At 58.6% G+C, this 18,125-nt stretch carries 18 protein-coding genes; 5 read left to right on the plus strand and 13 right to left on the minus strand.

Going from position 1 to position 18,125, the window contains the following annotated elements; translation table 11 throughout:
- The coding region (locus ACR0M3_RS15900) for a hypothetical protein (protein WP_480911648.1) at nt 1–186 on the plus strand (186 nt) is incomplete at its 5' end.
- Nucleotides 187–453: 267 nt separating this feature from the next.
- Here the strand turns inward: ACR0M3_RS15900 and tcuB are convergent.
- The 3 genes from tcuB to ACR0M3_RS15915 are packed head-to-tail and all read right to left on the minus strand — an operon-like array spanning nt 454 to nt 3,609.
- Nucleotides 454–1,533 (minus strand): tricarballylate utilization 4Fe-4S protein TcuB, encoded by a 1,080-nt coding sequence (gene tcuB / locus ACR0M3_RS15905; protein ID WP_480911649.1) that lies wholly within the window; start codon nt 1,531–1,533, stop codon nt 454–456.
- Nucleotides 1,523–2,917, minus strand: coding sequence for an FAD-dependent tricarballylate dehydrogenase TcuA (tcuA, locus tag ACR0M3_RS15910; protein WP_480911651.1), 1,395 nt, complete (start codon nt 2,915–2,917; stop codon nt 1,523–1,525). Before tcuA ends, tcuB begins: the two co-directional genes overlap by 11 nt.
- 11 nt (nt 2,918–2,928) lie before the next feature.
- The gene (locus tag ACR0M3_RS15915) at nt 2,929–3,609 is read right to left on the minus strand and encodes a GntR family transcriptional regulator (RefSeq protein ID WP_480505573.1); all 681 of its coding nucleotides are present in this window, start codon (nt 3,607–3,609) and stop codon (nt 2,929–2,931) included.
- 78 nt (nt 3,610–3,687) lie between these two features.
- Here ACR0M3_RS15915 and ACR0M3_RS15920 point away from each other — a divergent pair, with 78 nt between their 5' ends.
- Nucleotides 3,688–4,752, plus strand: a complete 1,065-nt coding sequence (locus ACR0M3_RS15920; RefSeq protein ID WP_480773492.1) for an AbrB family transcriptional regulator — start codon at nt 3,688–3,690, stop codon at nt 4,750–4,752.
- On the opposite strand, the gene ACR0M3_RS15925 is transcribed toward ACR0M3_RS15920, so the two are convergent.
- From ACR0M3_RS15925 to ACR0M3_RS15945, 5 genes are all read right to left on the minus strand, one after another.
- Nucleotides 4,721–5,701: a D-2-hydroxyacid dehydrogenase family protein gene (locus ACR0M3_RS15925; RefSeq protein ID WP_480554978.1), complete on the minus strand. Its 981-nt coding sequence runs from the start codon at nt 5,699–5,701 to the stop codon at nt 4,721–4,723. The two genes, ACR0M3_RS15920 and ACR0M3_RS15925, sit on opposite strands and share 32 nt — an antisense overlap.
- On the minus strand, nt 5,698–5,934 hold the full coding sequence (locus ACR0M3_RS15930; RefSeq protein WP_480623713.1) for a hypothetical protein: 237 nt from the start codon (nt 5,932–5,934) through the stop codon (nt 5,698–5,700). The genes ACR0M3_RS15925 and ACR0M3_RS15930 overlap by 4 nt, the downstream gene beginning before the upstream one ends.
- Before the next feature lie 51 nt (nt 5,935–5,985).
- Nucleotides 5,986–7,074 carry a 4-oxalomesaconate tautomerase gene (locus ACR0M3_RS15935; protein WP_480623714.1) on the minus strand — a complete coding sequence of 363 codons (1,089 nt, stop codon included), beginning with the start codon at nt 7,072–7,074 and terminating at the stop codon, nt 5,986–5,988.
- A 10-nt stretch (nt 7,075–7,084) separates the two neighbouring features.
- A complete protein-coding gene (locus tag ACR0M3_RS15940) occupies nt 7,085–9,115 on the minus strand; it encodes a tripartite tricarboxylate transporter permease (RefSeq protein ID WP_480623715.1) in 2,031 nt (676 codons plus the stop codon).
- Nucleotides 9,116–9,189: 74 nt separating this feature from the next.
- A complete protein-coding gene (locus tag ACR0M3_RS15945; protein WP_480505561.1) occupies nt 9,190–10,278 on the minus strand; it encodes a tricarboxylate transporter in 1,089 nt (362 codons plus the stop codon).
- 139 nt (nt 10,279–10,417) lie between these two features.
- Here ACR0M3_RS15945 and ACR0M3_RS15950 point away from each other — a divergent pair, with 139 nt between their 5' ends.
- The 3 genes from ACR0M3_RS15950 (at nt 10,418) to ACR0M3_RS15960 (ending at nt 13,603) form a co-directional block, all read left to right on the plus strand.
- Entirely contained in the window at nt 10,418–11,086 is a 669-nt protein-coding gene (locus ACR0M3_RS15950; protein WP_480505559.1) for a response regulator transcription factor, read from the plus strand.
- Nucleotides 11,083–12,450 (plus strand): sensor histidine kinase, encoded by a 1,368-nt coding sequence (locus ACR0M3_RS15955; protein ID WP_480911654.1) that lies wholly within the window; start codon nt 11,083–11,085, stop codon nt 12,448–12,450. Before ACR0M3_RS15950 ends, ACR0M3_RS15955 begins: the two co-directional genes overlap by 4 nt.
- 433 nt (nt 12,451–12,883) lie before the next feature.
- Nucleotides 12,884–13,603 (plus strand): NYN domain-containing protein, encoded by a 720-nt coding sequence (locus ACR0M3_RS15960; RefSeq protein WP_480911656.1) that lies wholly within the window; start codon nt 12,884–12,886, stop codon nt 13,601–13,603.
- Between the two features lie 310 nt (nt 13,604–13,913).
- On the opposite strand, the gene ACR0M3_RS15965 is transcribed toward ACR0M3_RS15960, so the two are convergent.
- From ACR0M3_RS15965 to ACR0M3_RS15985, 5 genes are read right to left on the minus strand one after another with little or no spacing between them, the layout of a single operon-like run.
- Nucleotides 13,914–14,999 (minus strand): flavin monoamine oxidase family protein, encoded by a 1,086-nt coding sequence (locus ACR0M3_RS15965; RefSeq protein ID WP_480911657.1) that lies wholly within the window; start codon nt 14,997–14,999, stop codon nt 13,914–13,916.
- Nucleotides 14,999–15,673: an SDR family NAD(P)-dependent oxidoreductase gene (locus ACR0M3_RS15970; RefSeq protein WP_480911659.1), complete on the minus strand. Its 675-nt coding sequence runs from the start codon at nt 15,671–15,673 to the stop codon at nt 14,999–15,001. Before ACR0M3_RS15970 ends, ACR0M3_RS15965 begins: the two co-directional genes overlap by 1 nt.
- 4 nt (nt 15,674–15,677) lie before the next feature.
- A complete protein-coding gene (locus tag ACR0M3_RS15975; RefSeq protein ID WP_480911661.1) occupies nt 15,678–16,355 on the minus strand; it encodes a cupin domain-containing protein in 678 nt (225 codons plus the stop codon).
- 15 nt (nt 16,356–16,370) lie between these two features.
- Entirely contained in the window at nt 16,371–17,351 is a 981-nt protein-coding gene (locus ACR0M3_RS15980) for an MBL fold metallo-hydrolase (protein WP_480474286.1), read from the minus strand.
- Between the two features lie 57 nt (nt 17,352–17,408).
- A complete protein-coding gene (locus ACR0M3_RS15985; RefSeq protein WP_480474287.1) occupies nt 17,409–18,110 on the minus strand; it encodes a type 1 glutamine amidotransferase domain-containing protein in 702 nt (233 codons plus the stop codon).
- Nucleotides 18,111–18,125 lie beyond the last annotated feature (15 nt).

Consider the following 18,125-nt stretch of genomic DNA (forward strand, 5'->3'; position numbering starts at 1 on the left):
CGCAACCAGAACCAACAGGCTGAGAGGAATAAATCGACTGCTTTCGGCTTCGCCAACCGGCAGTTCAAACGTCGACTTCTTCAACACTATCTCCGCAGACCGTATGTTCGAGCGGTCGTCGGTTATGCGATCGCAGCGAATGGCCGGTCTGGTGAAGCCGCGCTGCGGCGTAGTCTGACACGATGAATGGTTGGTAAGGGCCGTCCCTGTTTGGGTTTGTGGTTCTCGATGGGTAGAATGCTGCAACTGACCCAATGACCGCGAAGAGCCCAGAGTGCAAATTGCTGCGGTCGGCCCAAATACGTGCGAAGCGTGCGTCGCTGCCGTTGGTCCTACAATGGACGGCCCATTCCGGACGTTGACCGCCACTCGAAGTGCCGCAACGCAGAGTTCTTCACAATCATATTTGATCCTATTGCATGTTCTTTCTGCTCACTCAGACGCGACGGGCTGTTAACGGACCATGGACGCATCTCTTTTTCGTTGTGCGTCTCGGACCAGCGCCGCAAGCCGATAGAAGCCGTGTGCCATTTTTGTGTAGGGCGTCAGCAGGAAGAAGGTCAGGACCGATCCGAGGTGGATGGCCAGCAGTGCGGGCATCAGAGGTGTTGAACCGAGGGCGTAAAGAACCAGCCCGCTGAGCCCCACAAACCCGAGCAACAGGATGAAGCCGATATCCCCGCCCCAGGCCGACGGATCGCCGAGGTCTCGGTCTGACTTTAGCTTGAGCAGCGCCATCGCACCGCACCCCACCGTCAGCAGAAGCCCCCCGGAAATCCCGAACAGTTTCGGCAACGACCAGAACCCGTAAGGCGCGTACATTCCGAAGACATAGTGCATGATCGTCGCCACCGAGGTCGACGCAAAGCACAGCAGAAAACCATACATAACAGCGTGGTGGATGTGACGTCGGCCCTGACTGAACCGGTCTTCGTCCTCGAAGTTACAACCCTCGCCATGGCCTGCGGCCAGATCCTGCATCTTGCCCGCGCGTTTGAGCGCAACCGTCAGATCAGACATCTGGATCGGTTTGCCACCAACCTCTGCCCAATAGCGCCTCAGGCTGAAGGCGATACTGAACAGAGGAAGCAGGAATGCAGGCGCAAAGATCGCGACCATCGCGTTGTGGGGCAGGACGGCATAAAACCCTTCGCCTCCACTGGAACCGATGGCGCGGGTCGCCCAGAACAACAGGGCAAATCCGACCACCAACGCCAGGGCGATGGCTCCGCCATGGGTGTGGAACCGGCGTGCCAGCGGCTGCGGCCAGGCGAAGCTTTCCCAACTGTCGCGCCGCACTTCAGCCAGCGCCTTGGGCAGGTTCAGGTCAAACGCGTGCGGGGCGGTGTACTGACAGGCGTAGTAACAGCCCCGGCAGTTGTGGCACAGGTTGGCCAATTGCGTGATGTCCCCATCCGAGAACGCGCGCGCTGCGCGCAGCGACGGGAAGACCGAGCAATAACCCTCGCAATAGCGGCAGGCGTTGCAGATCTCGGCCTGGCGGCGGGCTTCCTGAATAAGATCAGTTTGCATAAGCGGCGGCCTCTCGTCCTGCGATGCGTCCAAAGACAGTTCCGATGGTCATGCCAAAGCCCGCCAGATAGCCTTGCCCAAGGATGGACCCGGCCATCGTTTCCCCGGCCGCCCAAAGGTTTTTGATCTTGCCGCTTGGGGTCGAGCACTGGGCTGTCTCGTCAACCTTCAACCCAAGATAGGTAAAGGTCACGCCGGTCCGCATCGAGTAGCCGTAAAACGGCGGTTCGGTAATTGGGCGCGCCCAGTTGGTCTTGGGCGGGATCAGGCCCGAGGTCGCCACCCCGTCCAGTTCGGTCGGATGAAACCCGCTGGTGTCACCGCAGGCGGCGTTGAATGCGCTGACGGTTGCTTTCAGTTTCTCCGCGGGCAGGTCCATCATCCCGGCCAATTCGTCCAACGTGTCCGCCTTTAGCGGAGGGAACACGGACGGCATGAACAGGTTCAGCGATTTGGCGTCGATGATGGCATATCCCACCTGATCCGGCTGCGCCGCCACCAAACGGCCCCAGATCGCGTAGCGTTTGGGCCAGACGTCTTCGCCCTCGTCATAGAACCGCTCGGCATGTTTGTTCACGACGATGGAAAACGGAACGCAGTCCAGACGGGTGACGATGCCGCCGTCGAATTTCGGCGCGCGCCCGTCGATGGCAACGGCGTGGCATTGGGTCGGGTCGCCAACGCTTTCTACTCCTTGGTCCAGCAGATCAGACAGGACAACGCCTCGGTTGTAAGGCGTTCCCCGGATCAGGAAGTTCTTGGCAGGTTCACCCCAGGCTCGGGTGAGCCAATCCGTGTCGGCCTGAAAGCCGCCGGAGGCAACGATGACCGCCTTGGGCGCGATGCGATGAGACTGGCCTTCATAGCTATAGTCGACCCACTCGATCCGATCACCATTCAGTTCCAAATGCGTGACGGCGGCTTCGTACAGCACATCTACACCCAAACCTGCCGCCGTGCGGTAATAGGCATTCACCAGAGATTTGCCGCCCCCCATGAAAAACGCATTGGTCTGTGCCAATGACAATGTGCCGGAAAGCGACGGCTGAAACCGGACCCCGTGTTCTTGCATCCAGGGAAGGCATTCTTCCGACGTGCGGATCGCCAACCGGGCAAGATGTTCATCGGTTTTTCCACCGGTGACTTTCAGCAGATCCGAGAGGTATTCGTCTTCGCTATACGCCTCGACGAGCGGACCCAACGGGCCCGAATGCATGCAGCGAAAATTGCGCGTATGGCGTGAGTTTCCGCCGCGATAAGGTTTTGGCGCCGTTTCAAGGATCAGAACACGGGCGCCTGCCTCGGCTGCAGTCATCGCAGCGCAGAGAGCCGCATTGCCGCCACCGATCACAGCGATATCGTAAGCTTCCTTTGGGGTGGCCATATCCTGTCTACCTACTGGCTTTCGTCGATTGAGCGGTCGCGGTCCTGCAACGCGCGGATGCGCATCCGCTGCGCAGCCTGAATATGCGCGCGCATCTCTGTCTCGGCCGCTGCGCCATCGCGGGCCTTCAAAGCCGCCATGATGCGCCGATGCTCGGCCACTGCGGCCTCGGCGCGGTCGCTATCCAGCAATTGCGAAGGCCCCAGGATCAACAGCGCCTTTTGCAAGGAGAGCATGGATTTTGCCAGAAACCGGTTCTTGGTCGCATCCAGAAGTGTTGCGTGAAAGACCCTGTTGATCCGCGCCGCGTCCGGGCCGGTGCCTGCTTCTGCCAGCCGGTCATTCAGAACCTCAAGCTCATCCAGTTCAACATCCGATGCCGCGCGGGTTGCCAGACGGGCCGCTGTCCCTTCAAGCACCGCGCGCATCTCATAGAGTTCCATGACCTCAGCGTAATCCAGGCTGCGCACGGTGGCACCTTGCCGTGGCACATGTGTGACCAGCCCGTCGGCTTCCAACTGCCTTATCGCCTCGCGCACCGGGGTACGGCTGACGCCCAACCGTTCCGAGAGCTCAATCTCGCGCAGCCGGTCGCCGGGCAAAAGAGTGCCCTCGCGAATCTCGCACAGCAGGCGCTGATACGCAGAATTGCCTTGTGGGCCAGGTTGTAACGGGTCGTCCTGAAGGGTCATCGCAGGCTCTCTTGTCATCTTGCGTCCAGTTGTATACACATGGATACATTATAAGTCAACGAAGCTGGAACGCTTACCTTGCACAGCCAAACCGATACCCCCTCTCTTCTGACGAAACGGGCCGTCACGCTCGGCCTGGCGGTGTCGGGCACTGGGGTATTTTGGGCGCTAAACCTGCCGCTACCTTTTCTGTTCGGGCCAATGAGCGCATGTTTGATTGCAGCTCTTGCGCACGCACCGATGGAAGGCTTTGGAAAGGTCTCGGTTGCCGCCCGCACTATACTGGGCGTGGCGGTAGGGGCATCGATTACGCCGGCTCTGTTTGCTGAATTGCCAAAAATGGCCGCGTCAATTGCGCTGATCCCGTTCTTCATCCTGCTAATCGCGCTGGTAGGTGTGCCATTCTTTCGCAAATTCTGGGGCTTTGACTCCACAACGGCTTTCTACGCAGCCATGCCGGGCGGTTTGCAAGACATGATCATCTTTGGCACTGAGGCGGGGGCCAATCCGCGTACCTTGTCCTTGATCCACGGTACGCGCGTGCTGATCATCGTGACGTTGGCCCCCTTGTTCCTCACCGTGCTCTATGATGCCCAACTCACCAATCCGATTGGCGAGCCCGCGCACAACCTGCCAATACATGAATTGGCGCTGATGGTTCTGTCCGCCATTATCGGCTGGAAAGGCGGGGAGCGGATCGGCCTGTTCGGGGCGTCAATCCTGGGGCCAATGATCCTTACGGCCGCCTTGTCACTGGGCGACTTCATTCATACCCGACCGCCTCGCGAGGCCATACTTGCAGCGCAGTTTTTCATTGGCTGCGGAATTGGTGTGAAATTCGTAGGTGTCACATGGGTCGAACTACGCCGGGTAGTGGCAGCGGGCTTCGCCTATGTCATTGTCCTTGCCGTCCTGGCAGCCGCTTTCACCGCCGTTGTCACCACCTTGGGACTGGGCCAACCTGTCGAGGCGTTTCTGGCCTTCGCGCCCGGTGGGCAGGCAGAGATGACGGTGCTGGCCATCGTCTCGGGCGCGGATTTGGGCTTTGTGATCACCCACCATCTGACAAGGATCGTGCTGGTGATCATCGGTGCGCCCATCGCCGCAAATCTTATTCTGCGTTGGTCCAAACCTCGGGGTTGATCATGTGGATCGGAGCGCCTTCGGCATAGGCGTTCACCTGATCGAAAATATCCGCGAATTGCAGGTCGAACTCGTCTTCAGTGACAAAGCCGATATGTGGGGTCGCGATCAGGTTGGGATGTGACAAAAGCGGGTCGGTCGGATCAATCAGTGGCTCGGAATCAAACACATCAATCGCCGCTTTGCCGGGGCGACCGACGTTCAGCGCCTCAAGCAAAGCACCAGGTGCGATCAGCCCGGCTCGCGAGGTGTTCACAAACAGCGCCTCCGGCTGCATCTGTGCGAAATCCGATGCGGTGATGATCCCGCGCGTATCCGGTTTCAAGCGCACATGGACCGAGACAACATCGCTGCTGCCAAAGAACGCTTCACGGCTGGGCGCGACCTGTGCGCCATCCGCCTGCGCACGCGCCCGGCCTTCTACGGATGACCACCAGACCACATTCATCCCAAAGGCCTCGGCATAACTTGCAATGGCGCGAGCAATGCGGCCATAGCCATAGAGCCCCAACTGACGCCCCCGCAGCGTCTTGCCCACGCCCGCCTGCCAGTGCCCTGCTTTGACCGAGGCCATTTGTGCGGGCAAATCCCGCATCCCGACCATGATTAGCGCCCAAGTAAGTTCAGCTGCAGCATAAGACGGCGTTCCGCCGTGCATGTTTGAGCACAGCAGCACGTCTTGATCTGTACAGGCTTCGACATCGACATGCGGATAAACGCTGCGCTGGCTGATAAGTTTCAGGTTTGGTAATTTCTCCAGCAAAGCGCGGGTGACTTTGGTACGTTCGCGGAACAGGACAAGCACCTCCGCGTCATGCAGTCGTTCGGCCAGAGTGTCAGTTTCTTCGACATGATCCGTCCATAACGTCACCTCATGACCGGTGAGTTTCTCAAAACAAGGCAGGCCACGCAGCGTGTCAAACCAGTCATCAAGAATGTGGACCTTCATCGGCTTTCTATACCCTGCTCGGTGTTCAGTTTTCTTGGCGTCGGCACAAAATGACATGTGTTGAGAGCGGAAAGTGCATTGCGGACCCGTTCGCTTTGATCCAGCAGATGGTTGAACTGCTCATCGCAGCCAGCAATCGGTGTCGGGTAGTCCGCGATGTCCCGCCGTAGGGCCAACTGCGCCAACATGAGTTCCTGACGCGCGATATCGAGGCATTCCGAGTAGTTGTCCATCGTGTCCCTCCCACTATGTATACAATAGTATACTATTTGGGTTGCACTTGATCAACTCCCGTTCCAAACAGACTCAGGCACATAAACATGCCCGTCCGCCAACTTGCGCGCGGTCCGCACCAAACCCGCCGCGTTCACTGTGAACCCGTCGGTGGTGGAAAAATCCACCAACACGTCGATATTGCCCGAGGCGTGTTCCAGAACGACTTCAGCCGGGCTGTTCGTGGGGCGATCCAGCAAACCGTCGGCGACGGTTCCGGGAGTCAAAGCGCAAGACGCCATGCATTGCGCGCCGGTGACCGCCATGGTCGGGTGGGTTTTCCACGGCATGAAATACCGCACTGCGAGCGTTCCGCCTTCTCTGGCCGGAGCAACAAGGCCGAACTTAGGGGTGACCGATTTGGACACATCCCCCATACCCATCCGCTGCCCTGCTTCGATCCTAACGGCCTCCATCCGGTCAAAGAACGCGCGGTTTGCGTCCAGCTCATTGGCGCTCTCATAGCCCGTCAATCTGAAGTCTGTGGCGCGGGCGATAGCCATCGGCATAGCGACATCCATGCAGGTCAGTTCGACGCCCTGAACTGCATCGCGCAGGTTGCCCGTAGGCAGGAACGCTCCGGTGGCCGAGCCCACCACGCCCATGAAACTCAACTGCACCGGCGCTGAATGACCGGGAACGCCGGCGATCTCCGCATCACCCTCATAGGTCAATTCGCCCCCGGGTGTATTCACCTTGGCCACGATCCGAGCCCCAGTGTTGACGGCCCGAATGCGAACTTCAGTTTCATCACCCTGCGGTTTGAACAAGCCCATCTCGATGGCAGCAGGGGCAACGCCAGACAGGATATTGCCGCAAGTGGGTTTGAAATCGACCAGCTTGTCCTCGACCGAGACCTGCGCGAAGAAATAGTCGATATCGGCCCAGTCATCCTCGCCGACCGACAGCATCGCGACCTTTGTGGTCACCGCCGCGCCGCCGCCGATGCCGTCGATGTTCAGCGACTGCCCGGACCCAAGAGCGGCGATCAGCACCTCGGCCAGCGCGTCCAGATCCTCAGGCAAATCCGAGCGGCGGAAATACGGGCCTTTCGACGTGCCGCCACGCATCAAGATATAAGGGATTGCGGTTTGAGTCATTTTGAACCCCTCACTTCAACGGCCAGGGCAGGCTGACCATGTCCTGCAACAGACCTGGCGGGAAATCGCGGTTCAGAGCGCCCGCCATCAGGCACATGAACCCGATGCCGCAGGCGGTCAGGATCAGAGTCATCTGCCAGCTGGACCCGGCGCGGATACGGAGAAAGGCGATCAGGAACCCTATCAGGGCGAGGATGAAGCCCACCACCCACGTGGCCGCGATCATACTGGCGAACCACGCCAGAGTGGACCACAGACCGTGGGGTGCGCTGGCGTCTTCACCGGCGATTTCCTTGTCGGAAAAGATCACGTCGCCTTCGGGACGTCGCATCATCTGGATCAGAAGGATCACGCAACAGAATAGCGAGACGCTGCCGATAACCAGCGGGATGATCTTGTCGGTCATATTGTAGTCGGGGATCATGTTGGCGTTGACCAATGCGACGATCAGATAGGCCATGATCACCAGCAGAAAGATAAGCGGCGCGCGTTTGGTACCGGCCTGAACATCACCCTCGGCCATGATCATCTTGGCCTGCCGGATACCCAGAATGACCGAAACAACCGTGACCACGATCAGCACGATGACGATAGGGCTGAAGACATATTCCATCCCCTCGCCAAAGCTTTTGCGGAACCGGAATGAGGCGATCTGGAACGCCTGATTGGTGAACTTCTCAACCGGGTTCGACAGAACGAAACCGATCAGGAAGGCCGGGCGCGACCAGTCGAAACGGCGTAAAAAGATGCCGATCAGGCCGATCACGAACAGGGCCAGCAAGTCTTCGAAGTTTTGGCCGGATTGGAACGCCGCAAAGCTGATCAACATGAACAGGAACGGCGCCAGATAGGTGAAGCGGATCGTGGTCAGCTTGGCGATCCCGCCCGATGCCGCGATGCACAGGATGGTCCCGACGACGTTGGCCAACGCCAGCAGCCAGACGATCGAATAGGTGATGTCGAGATTGTCCTTGAGCATGCTCGGACCGACCTCGATATCGCCTGACCCCAGCAAAGCCACCGCGCCGATGAAGATCGCCATCGAGCCTGAACCAGGGATGCCAAACAGCAGAGTTGGCACCAGCCCTCCACCCTCTTTGGCGTTGTTCGAGCTTTCCGGGCCGATGACGCCGCGCACTTCGCCTTTGCCGAAATTGCTCTTGTCCTTGGTGGATTGCACCGAGTGACCGTAGGCGATCCAGTCGACAACCGAGCCGCCGAGGCCGGGAATGACTCCAACAATCACGCCAATGATCGAACAACGCACCGACAGCCATATATTTGCGAACCAGTCTTTGACGCCGTCCAGCCAACCGGCGCCCAGTGAGGCCCCGTTGGCAATCGACCGATCTTGACGCAGCAGCGATACGATCTCGGGCACCGCAAAGATACCCAGGCCAACGATGACCAGCTTCAAACCGTCCGTCAGATAAGGAATGTCGTAAGTTGCCATGCGCAGCGAACCGCCTGCATCCGCCTCACCAATCGTGCCGACCATCAGGCCCAGACCGGCGGCGGCGACTCCTTTCAGCGGGATCCGCCCGGCCAAAATGGCGACCATCGACAGGCCGAGAATTGTGATCATCAACATCTCGGGCAGGCCGAAGGCCAGAACGATGGGTCGCGCGATAAGTATGAACATGGTCAGGAAGGTCGCGCCGACGAGCCCTCCGAATAGGGACGAGGAAAAGGCTGCTGACAAGGCCCGTGCAGCCTCGCCCTTTTTCGCCATCGGAAAGCCGTCCAGCACGGTGGCCTGCGAAGCAGAACTGCCGGGGATGCCCATCAAGACGGACGCAAACGTGTCCGAGGTCGGCACCACCGCGACCATCCCGATCATCAGCGCCAGACCAAGGATCGGGTCCATTCCGAACATGAAAGGCAACAGCAGGGACAGACCGGCAATACCGCCAAGCCCCGGAAAGACGCCCACAGCCAGCCCCATGACGACGCCGAGAATGAGATACCCCAGAACGATGGGTTGCAGGATCAAACCCCACGCGTCACCAAGCGCAGGTAGAGCGGTGGCGAAAACCTCCATAGCGGCCGCCTTTCATAAACTGTTTTGTATGTAGAGAAACGCGCGCCCTTCGTTGGGCGCGACGACGTGTCAGCTTAGTTCAGCTCGACGCCGTAGGCCTCTTTCAGCCAGTTCAGGACGTATTGCTTGGCATTGTCATCCACATTGGTCGCCGTCTGCAGAGCAGATTTCGAGCCGTCGCCGACGAACACCGGATACTTGCCGACGTGCTTCGAGGAGATATCAGCAAAATCACCCCGCTCGGTCACTGCTTGAAACGCTGCGGTATAGGCGTCGACGACCTCTTGCGGCGTGTCACCGGGCAGGAAGGCCAGCTTTTGAACCGGGAAACCTGCCACGAAGAAGGCTTTCCATGCGTCCCATGCCTCACCACTGGTTTCGCAGCCATCGGTGGCCTCGCAGACCTCCTTGAAAGTCGGAATGCCCGGGAAGGTCGGGTCACGAACGATATTGCCATCAGCATCCAATGCGCCCCAAGTCATCATGGGAACGGCCTGACCGGCTTCGACCAGCGGGACCGAACCACCCAGATAGCCCGAGGACGTCTGGTAATCGATATTGGCTTCACCACGTTCAAACATCAGCCGACCATCCCCGCGGCCTTTGATCCCAAATACCGGTTCCACATTCATACCCAACATCTGCCAGGCCAGCAGAGGCACAAGGTCCAAACGGGTTGCACCCTGCGAGCCGTAGATGAAATTGGTGTCCTTCAGCGCATTGGCAGAGCCGTCAAACTTGGCTCCGTCCTCGGCGTTCAGATACGCAACACCACCCGTTCCAGATGCCATTACCGGAATCCAATCGTTGTATTCATAGCGTACGCGGGGATCGCTCAGCAGATACGGGAACTGAGTAGACCCGGACGTGCCAAACAACAGGGTACCGTCATCATGGCTTTTTTCCTGAAACCAGTTCGCGCCTTTGGTTGATCCCGCGCCCGGCATGAACTTGACCACCACAGTCGGCTGACCGGGCAATGCCTCGGATAATAGTGGCGCGAAGAAGTTGGCCCATTTAGCCGACCCGCCCGTTTCCGAGAACGGAATGACCCATTCGATGGTCTTGCCCGAGAAATCGACCTCGGCAGCGGCAGGTGCAGCGAATCCGGCAGCGGCGATCAGCCCCACGACGGCACGACGAGTGAAGTTGGAAATGGCCATTGGTTCCTCCCTGTTGACCAGACAACCACGTCGGCGCCCTCCGCGCCACCGTGATTGCAATTAGAACTGCGGGGTTGATTCCCCCTCCCATCTGGCAATCATGGGGCGCCAACCTTGCGCGAAACTTGCGGGAGACCTGATGCGGATCGTCATCGTCGAGGATAATGAGACCCTTGCCAACGCCATTGCCTATCGCCTGCGGGATCGGGGCCATGCCGCTGACGTGCTGACAGATGGCGGCGCGGCCGATTTGTATCTGGAGCAAGAAGGCGCAGATCTGATCGTTCTGGACATCAACCTGCCGGGTCGGTCTGGGCTTGAGATTTTGCGGTCCCTTCGCAACCGGGGTGACAGCGCGCCCGTCATCCTGCTGACCGCGCGCACCGAGACCAGCGACCGCGTTTCGGGTCTGGATATGGGCGCCGACGATTACTTAGTGAAACCCTTCGAGATGGATGAACTCGAGGCCCGCATCCGTGCCCTGTCCCGCCGCAAACAACTGGATTACGGTGCGCGCGAAACGATCGGAGACCTGGAATTCGACCGCACCGCCCGGCAGGTGAGCGCAAAGGGCCAAGTTCTCGATGTGCCGCGTCGGGAAATGGCTGTGCTTGAATGCCTGCTGGAACGTCGCGGCAGGATCGTCCCCAAAAGTCAGTTGATCGACTACGTCTACGGCGTGGGAGCCGATGTCGACGATTCGGCCGTCGAGCCGCATGTGTCACGACTGCGAAAACGCCTTCAGAACCTTGGCATCCGGATCAAGACCGCCCGTGGCCTTGGATATCTGCTAGAGGTGCAGAAGTGATCCGGCACGGCTCACTCAGGCTCAGGCTTTTCATTCTGATCCTGACGCCATTGGTGCTGCTCGCAATCCTGCTTGGATACTGGCGCTACACGGTTGCTCAACAAACGGCACAGGAGCTTTTTGACGACAGCCTATTGTCCGCCGGTCTGGCCATTTCTCGCGATGTGGCGGTGTCAGAAGGCGATGCCCTGTCGCCCACCACGCGCAGCTTGATCCGCGACGCATCGGGCGGAGAGATTTTTTATCACGTGACCGGACCCGGTGGCATCTACGTCACAGGGTATGCATACCCTCCGGCCGCTGCAAACCCGTCTGAGCAAGACGCGTACCAGCCGAGGTTTTTCGAGGCGATCTATCGGGATGAGCCGGTGCGCGTACTGAAAATGACCGAGCGCGTCACACTTGATAACCTTGTGGGCGATGCGACAGTAACAGCTTGGCAACGCGTTGCGGATCGCAACGCCTTTGCCAACGAACTGTCGATCCGCGCCGCGATCCTGATGGGTATCCTGCTGGCCACCCTTGCTGTTGTCGTGTGGTTCGGCGTCGCGCGAGGGCTGCGGCCCTTGCTGGATTTGCAGGATGCGATCGACCTACGCTCACCTGACGACCTGAGCGAAATCAAACGCCCGGTCCCGGTCGAGGTTCATGGCATTGTTCAGACCTTGAACCGGCTGTTTGGACAGGTCGAGCACAGCATCAACGCCCATCAGGTGTTTATCTCAGAAGCCGCGCATCAGCTGCGAAATCCGGCGGCAGCGGTCCAGTCCATGGCCGAGGCGTTGCGGGACGCAAAATCGGATGAGGACAAGGACAAACGGATTATCGAGCTTGTGTCGGCAGCGAAAAACTCCGCCACGGTGGCCGAGCAGCTATTATCGTTGGAGCGGTTGCGGCAACCTACGCATCAGGATCAGATGGACAAGATTGATTTCCGTGCGGTTGTGGAAGAAGCCTGCGCTGACATGGGTGTACAGATCCTCGCAAAAGGGATCGAGTTTGATGTTACGATGCCGGACTCGACAATTCCGGTTTCAGGAGATCAGGTTTTTTTAACTGAGGCCATCAAAAACCTGCTGGACAACGCAGTTAAGCACGGTGGGACTAAGTTGAGCCAAATTTCAGTCGCGCTGCGTTCTGATGGCGAGAACGTAAAGCTTACCGTATCCGATGACGGAACCGGCCTTTCACCCGAACAAAGCGAAGCCGTTTTCAGTCGATTTTCGCAGCTGGAATATTCCGAAGGCAGCGGTTTAGGGTTGTCGATTGTCTCAGCTGTAGCGAAGCGCCACGGAGGAGTGGCCGCGATCAACCAAGTCGAAAAAGGAGCAAGCGTCACGCTTCAGCTTCCCATAGCCCTGTAGTTTGTTTCAATTTCTGCTCGGAACCCGAAACCTGTCACAATCAAAGAGAGTTTTTCGATTACAGCGAATGACCGGTTTCCACCCCAGGTGCCGGGCACGGTGGTCTTGATACGTCTTCACCGGACTTTGAAGCCTTTTGCAGCGAAATGGCGCTTGGTCCCGCTGCCCTGCCATCTGAGAAGCGCGTGGGAAGGTCCGGTTTGCGTGGTTTAGAGCCTTCTGCGCGAGCAAAAACTCAAAGTGCAGTTAAGGTCCGGTTGGGGCTCATAGTACCAATTCGGGCTTGTCGCAGAGAAGGGCAGATGCGAGCCTATCGCTGACCGCTAAGTAAACTCCAGGTCTCTGTTTTTGTGAGTGTTCTGGTTTTCGTGTCGGCAGTTCGATAAGTAGCGACAAGTTAAGACAAGAGTAGACAAATCATGGTGCCAACCAGATGACCGAACGTGCTCAACCGTTATTGGCGACGCTGATTGATGCCGACAACGTACCAGCCAAATTTGCGGAAGCAATTCTCAAGGAGGTCGCTTCAATAGGCGAACCCGCGCTTAGACGAGTTTATGGCGATTGGACCAGTAGTCGGTTGAAAGGTTGGTCCGAGGTAATCTTATCGCTGGGTCTTGTTGCACACCAGCAGACCGCCAATACGTCGGGTAAGAACGCATCCGATATTGGTCTTGTGATAGATGCGATGGACATCCTACATGGAGGTCGGTTCGACGGGTTTGTCTTGGTTTCTTCCGACAGTGATTTCACCAGTTTAGCCAATCGTCTCAGAGAGGATGGCTTAATGGTGATTGGCATCGGAGAGAAAAAAACTCCGGAGCCACTTCGGAACGTGTGCAACCGGTTCATTTTTATTGAAAACCTTGTAGCAGACGAAGGCGAAGCCAAGAAACTAGCTTCTGCAAAGGAGCAGCCCCAAAAAGCGGCAAAGTTACTCTTGGATGCCATGGCACGTATCCAACAAGATGACGAGTGGTTTCACCTTGGGCAACTTGGCCAGTCAGTAGTCGCTGCACATCCAGATTTTGATGCTCGGACCTACGGAAAGGGAAAACTGAGCGATCTCGTAGCTGCGATCAAAGGCTTCGAAACGAAGAGACAGGGCAACAGCCTCTTCGTTCGTTACGTCCAGCCAAGGGCAAAGTTCTGAGAATATCCACTTACCTTCAACCAGACTGACCGTTTTGTCCCGCACACTTTCAGTTTCTTGCGTTCTTGATTTTGCGGTTGCAGCGAATGGCAGGAATGGCGGGCCGCACCGCGGCGCAACCGCGGGTGGATGAACTGTGGCTAAGGGCCGTCCACGAGGGCCGAAATATAGTAGGCATTCGATCTGATGTTTAACCACCTCCAACTGCGGTTGTGAGCGGTCTTTGTAGCAGCGCCGTGATATCCCGCCATCGAACCATCTTCCATACGTGAGCGATCATTCAAGACAAAGGGCGACAGTGAAAGCTCGGTCAGGCCTCAGCTATGATGGTTTCATCTGCGAATGCTGCAACTCTCTCAGCAGCTTCCAGGGCACCTTCGAGAAATCCGCCGTACCCGCGTGCGGTTTCGGTTGAGCAGAAATGGACACCTCTTTCCGCAAGGCTGCCAAGGACAGAAGGCAAACCGTAGCTTGGGTGAAAGCGAACCGGGACGTGATCCTGCGCGCGGGAGATTTCCGCGATTGTGGCCCAATCCTGCAGTTCCAGATCAAGGGGCTGCGCCATTTTGGGGCCAAACATGGCCGTGAGTTGCGCCAGGGCCTGATCCATCATGGTGTCCTTGTGTGCCTCGCGCGTGTCGGCGGGATTGCCGACGAAACCGAACAGAGCGTAGGGGCCGCCCTCCATGGGAGACGCGTCGTGGATTTCGACCATGGGGCCGCGATGGCTCATGGCGTCACCTGATAGCCCGGCGTTGCGCCAATGGGGCTCATCGTAAACCGCGAGGATCTTGGCCTCCCCGGCCATCCAGGTCGGGATGTTCTTCAGGGCCTGAAGCTGAGCCGCATCTAGCGCCGGCTCGAATGTGACGGTATCCGCAATCACCCGCGGCGGGATGGCCAGCATGATCTGCCGGGCTTCAACGGTATAGGCCGTGCCGTCATGATCGAGAAGTGCGGTGATCTTACCGGGAGAATGCCGGACCGATCTGAGGCTGGTTTGCGTCAGGATGTGACCGGCATCCAGAGATCCGGCAAGCGCCTTGATCATGGCGCCCATGCCCCCGGCAAGTCGGTAGGACCCCTGCATCGACGCATAGCCGCGGGCGCGGTGAACCGCCCCGGATTGGTCCTGATACATCTGATCGCCGGTTGAAGACTGTTCGAACACCGGGATTCGGAAACGCCGCGCGAGCGCAGCCATGCGCGGCTGGCCAGGCCAGAACCAGGCCGGCCCAAAGTCGAACTTTCCGCCCGAGAGCTCTTTGGTCAGGATGCGCCCGCCAAGGCGATCCTGCGCCTCGATCAGTAGGAAATCTGTGCCCTGGCGTGTCAGGTGATCAGCAAGGGCGAGGCCGGACAGGCCGCCACCAACAATAAGAGTGTCGGTTTGCATCAGAATGCCTCCCCCATGGGTCTGAGATCCAGCTCGTGGGTCCAGGTGGATTGCGGCTGGCTGGCCAGATCAAGATAAACCTTTGCGATATCGGCGGGTTTCATCATCCGCGCCGGATCCATCTTGTGCAGATCCCGACTGGCCCTGGTGTCGACGATCCCGTCCAGGATCACATGCACCACATGCACGCCTTGCGGCCCGTATTCGCGAGCCAGGGATTGGGTCAATGCCCGCAAACCTGCCTTGGCCGAAGCGAAGGTGGCGAAATTCTTGCCGCCGCGCAGGCTGGCCGTGGCACCGGAGACGATGAAAGTGCCGCCCCCGGTATCAACCATTGCGGGCAGAACCCGGTGTGCCAGGTTGACCGTTGACAGGACCATGGCCCGCCAGGTCGCTTCGAAATCCTCGATGCTTGTTTCCTCGAACGGCGCGATCACGAGTTTCGCGGTGTTCTGAACAACAAGTTTCGGCGCGCCATGGGTGCAGATGATGTTGCGCAGCTTGGCCTTTGTGTGTTTCGGATCCGCCAGGTCGACTTGCAGAATTTGGTCGGCACCCGACGGGATCGTCTGGTTCAGGCCGAAAGCCGTGTAGCCTTTCTGGTTAAATTCCGAAACCAGCGTCTGCCCAAGTCCGGGACCCGCACCGGCGACGATTGCAAGTGGTTTGCCCATGGTCCTATCCTTTTCCAGGGATGACCGGCGGTTCTGCCAGGTGGTCGGATTTGACCCATAGACGGGCACCTTCCGGCCCGGCCGTGGCATCGAGCTCCATACCCGGCGGCAGACGCAGCCACGAGTTTTTCCCGAAGACATCTCCGCCTTCGGTAAAGCTGCCGTCGATCACCAGTGCCTCGAACCCCTTGTGACCGGTCACGTTCACATGTGCCGATGCGTCCCAGATCTCGATTCGGACCCGTTCACGGGAATCCTCAAAGAGCGGGATTTCGGATATGCCATCTGCAACCGGGCGCGGGTCCTGCGCGTTTGTGTCGATTGTCAGCTGTGTGCGGTCCTCCGGGTCGAACTGCCAAAGCTTGACCAGGATCGTTGCCCCGTCCGCCGCGCTTGGCGTATGCGACGTGGTCGGCGGGTTGCGCACATAGGTGCCGACGGGAAAATCCCCGTGCTCGTCCTGAAAGACGCCGTCAAGCACCAGAAACTCTTCGCCACCGGTATGGGTATGGGCCGAAAAGGCGCTGCCTGGTGCATAGCGGACAATCGTTGTTGCCCGTGCAACCTCGTCGCCGATCCGGTCGAGCATGCGACGGTCGACACCCTTCATTGGCGAGGGGACCCAGGGCTCGTTCTCCGAGTGGACGACAGCGCGTTCATCAAAGTTTGCATTGATTCCCATGGCTCATTCCCTTTCTCAAAGGTTGATCTTCATGCCGACGGCAATCGGCACAACCCGTTCGCCGTATTGGCGTTCCAGCGCGTTTGTCGCACGCCAACCTGTGCAGTGGCCGGGCATGATCAGGTCGATGTCGAACTGCGCAAAGTCGGCGACGGTCCGGTCGATGATCTTTTCGTTGCCACCGGCAAGGTGAAAGCCGCCGGTTAGGCCATGGATCGGCACTCCGGGGATATCCCTTTGAGCGGCATGAAGGACATTGACGATACCCGCATGGCTACAGGCCGAAAACACCACCAGCCCTTTGCCCGCGATGTTCACCGCCACATAGCGTTCGTCCATGAGCAACGGGTCGTCTTCCCAACCCGCGCCGTCTTCGGTGCGGCGGACATGACCCGGAAATCCGACCTCGTAATCCGTGACACGGGGAATTTCGCCCGAAATATAGAACATATCGTCCAGCACGCTGACCGGTTGATCCGTAACAACGGGTGTAGCCCCCTGCGCAGCCAGGGCTTCGGGCGTGGCGATTTCGCGAATTTCGATCAGTTCCCCCGATGAAAGCGGAAAGGCGCGTTTGCGGAACATCCCGGGATGCAGATAAACCGGTAACTCGCCGGTCTGGCCATCCTTGCGGATCAGGTCGATTGCCGCTGGAATGCCGCCTGCATGGTCCCAATGCCCATGCGACAGGGCGATCGCCTCGATGGCTGCAAAGGATTTGCCAAGGCGTGATGCGTTGAACTCGACGGCAAAATCCACCGGCCCGGCGTCAAAGAGCAATGTATGTTCCGTCACACCGCGCCGGGCTGTGATGATCAACGCCAAGCCGTGATTGGCACAACACTGACCGGCGCCCGAGATTTGCTTCATCCCGACGTTGTGGAGGTTGATCCACTCATGGGTGAACCCCTCGGGCACGCTGGACAGGCTGTCCGTCCGGTTGTCGATGAGAACGAGAATCTCGACACTGTCGATGGGTTGCAGATCGGCGGACATGGGACTTCTCCATTTCGAATTGCCGGGGCGGACAGGTGCCCGCCCCGACGTAAGGCGTCAGGCAGCCAGGCGCTGCTTGAGCGCTTCCGCGAGTGGTGGTGCCGACGCCGGGCTTTGGCCGGTCATCAGGGCGCCATCTTCGACCACGTTGGCCTCCCAGTTGGCTTTGCTGACGTAGGTGGCGCCACGGCGTTTCAGTTCATCTTCGAGAGAGAACAGAAGGTGATGCAGAAGCTCGATCTCACTGTCTTCGTCGTTCTTGAAACCGGTCAGGCTGAGGCCCTCAACCAGGTAGCTGCCGTCTGACTTCTTGATATCCCGCAGTATGGCCGGCGCGTGGCAGACCATCGCGACAGGCCGTTCGGATTCGTAGAACTCCCGGATCATCTTGATAGCATGGCTGTCCGACGCCAGATCCCAGATCAATCCATAACCGCCGGGTACGAAAAGCGCATCGAAGGTCGAATAGTCGATCTCGCGCAGTTTGCGGGTATTCTGTACCGCGAACATGGCCACCGGATCGTTGAAGAAGCGGTCAGTGTTTTCGGTAGTGAACGGAGCCTTCATCGACAGCAGGTCAATCGGCGCGTTGCCGCCTTTGGGCGAGGCAAAGACAACCTCATAGCCCGCTTCCGTCAGGACGTAATACGGGGTTGCGACCTCTTCGAACCAGGTGCCGGTTTGCTTGCCCGAGATGCCCATTTCGTCAACGGACGACATGACCAGCAAGACGCGTTTTTGTTTGTTTCCAGTAGCCATCAGCGTGATCCTTTC

Source organism: Ruegeria sp. O5 (genome assembly GCF_056535105.1).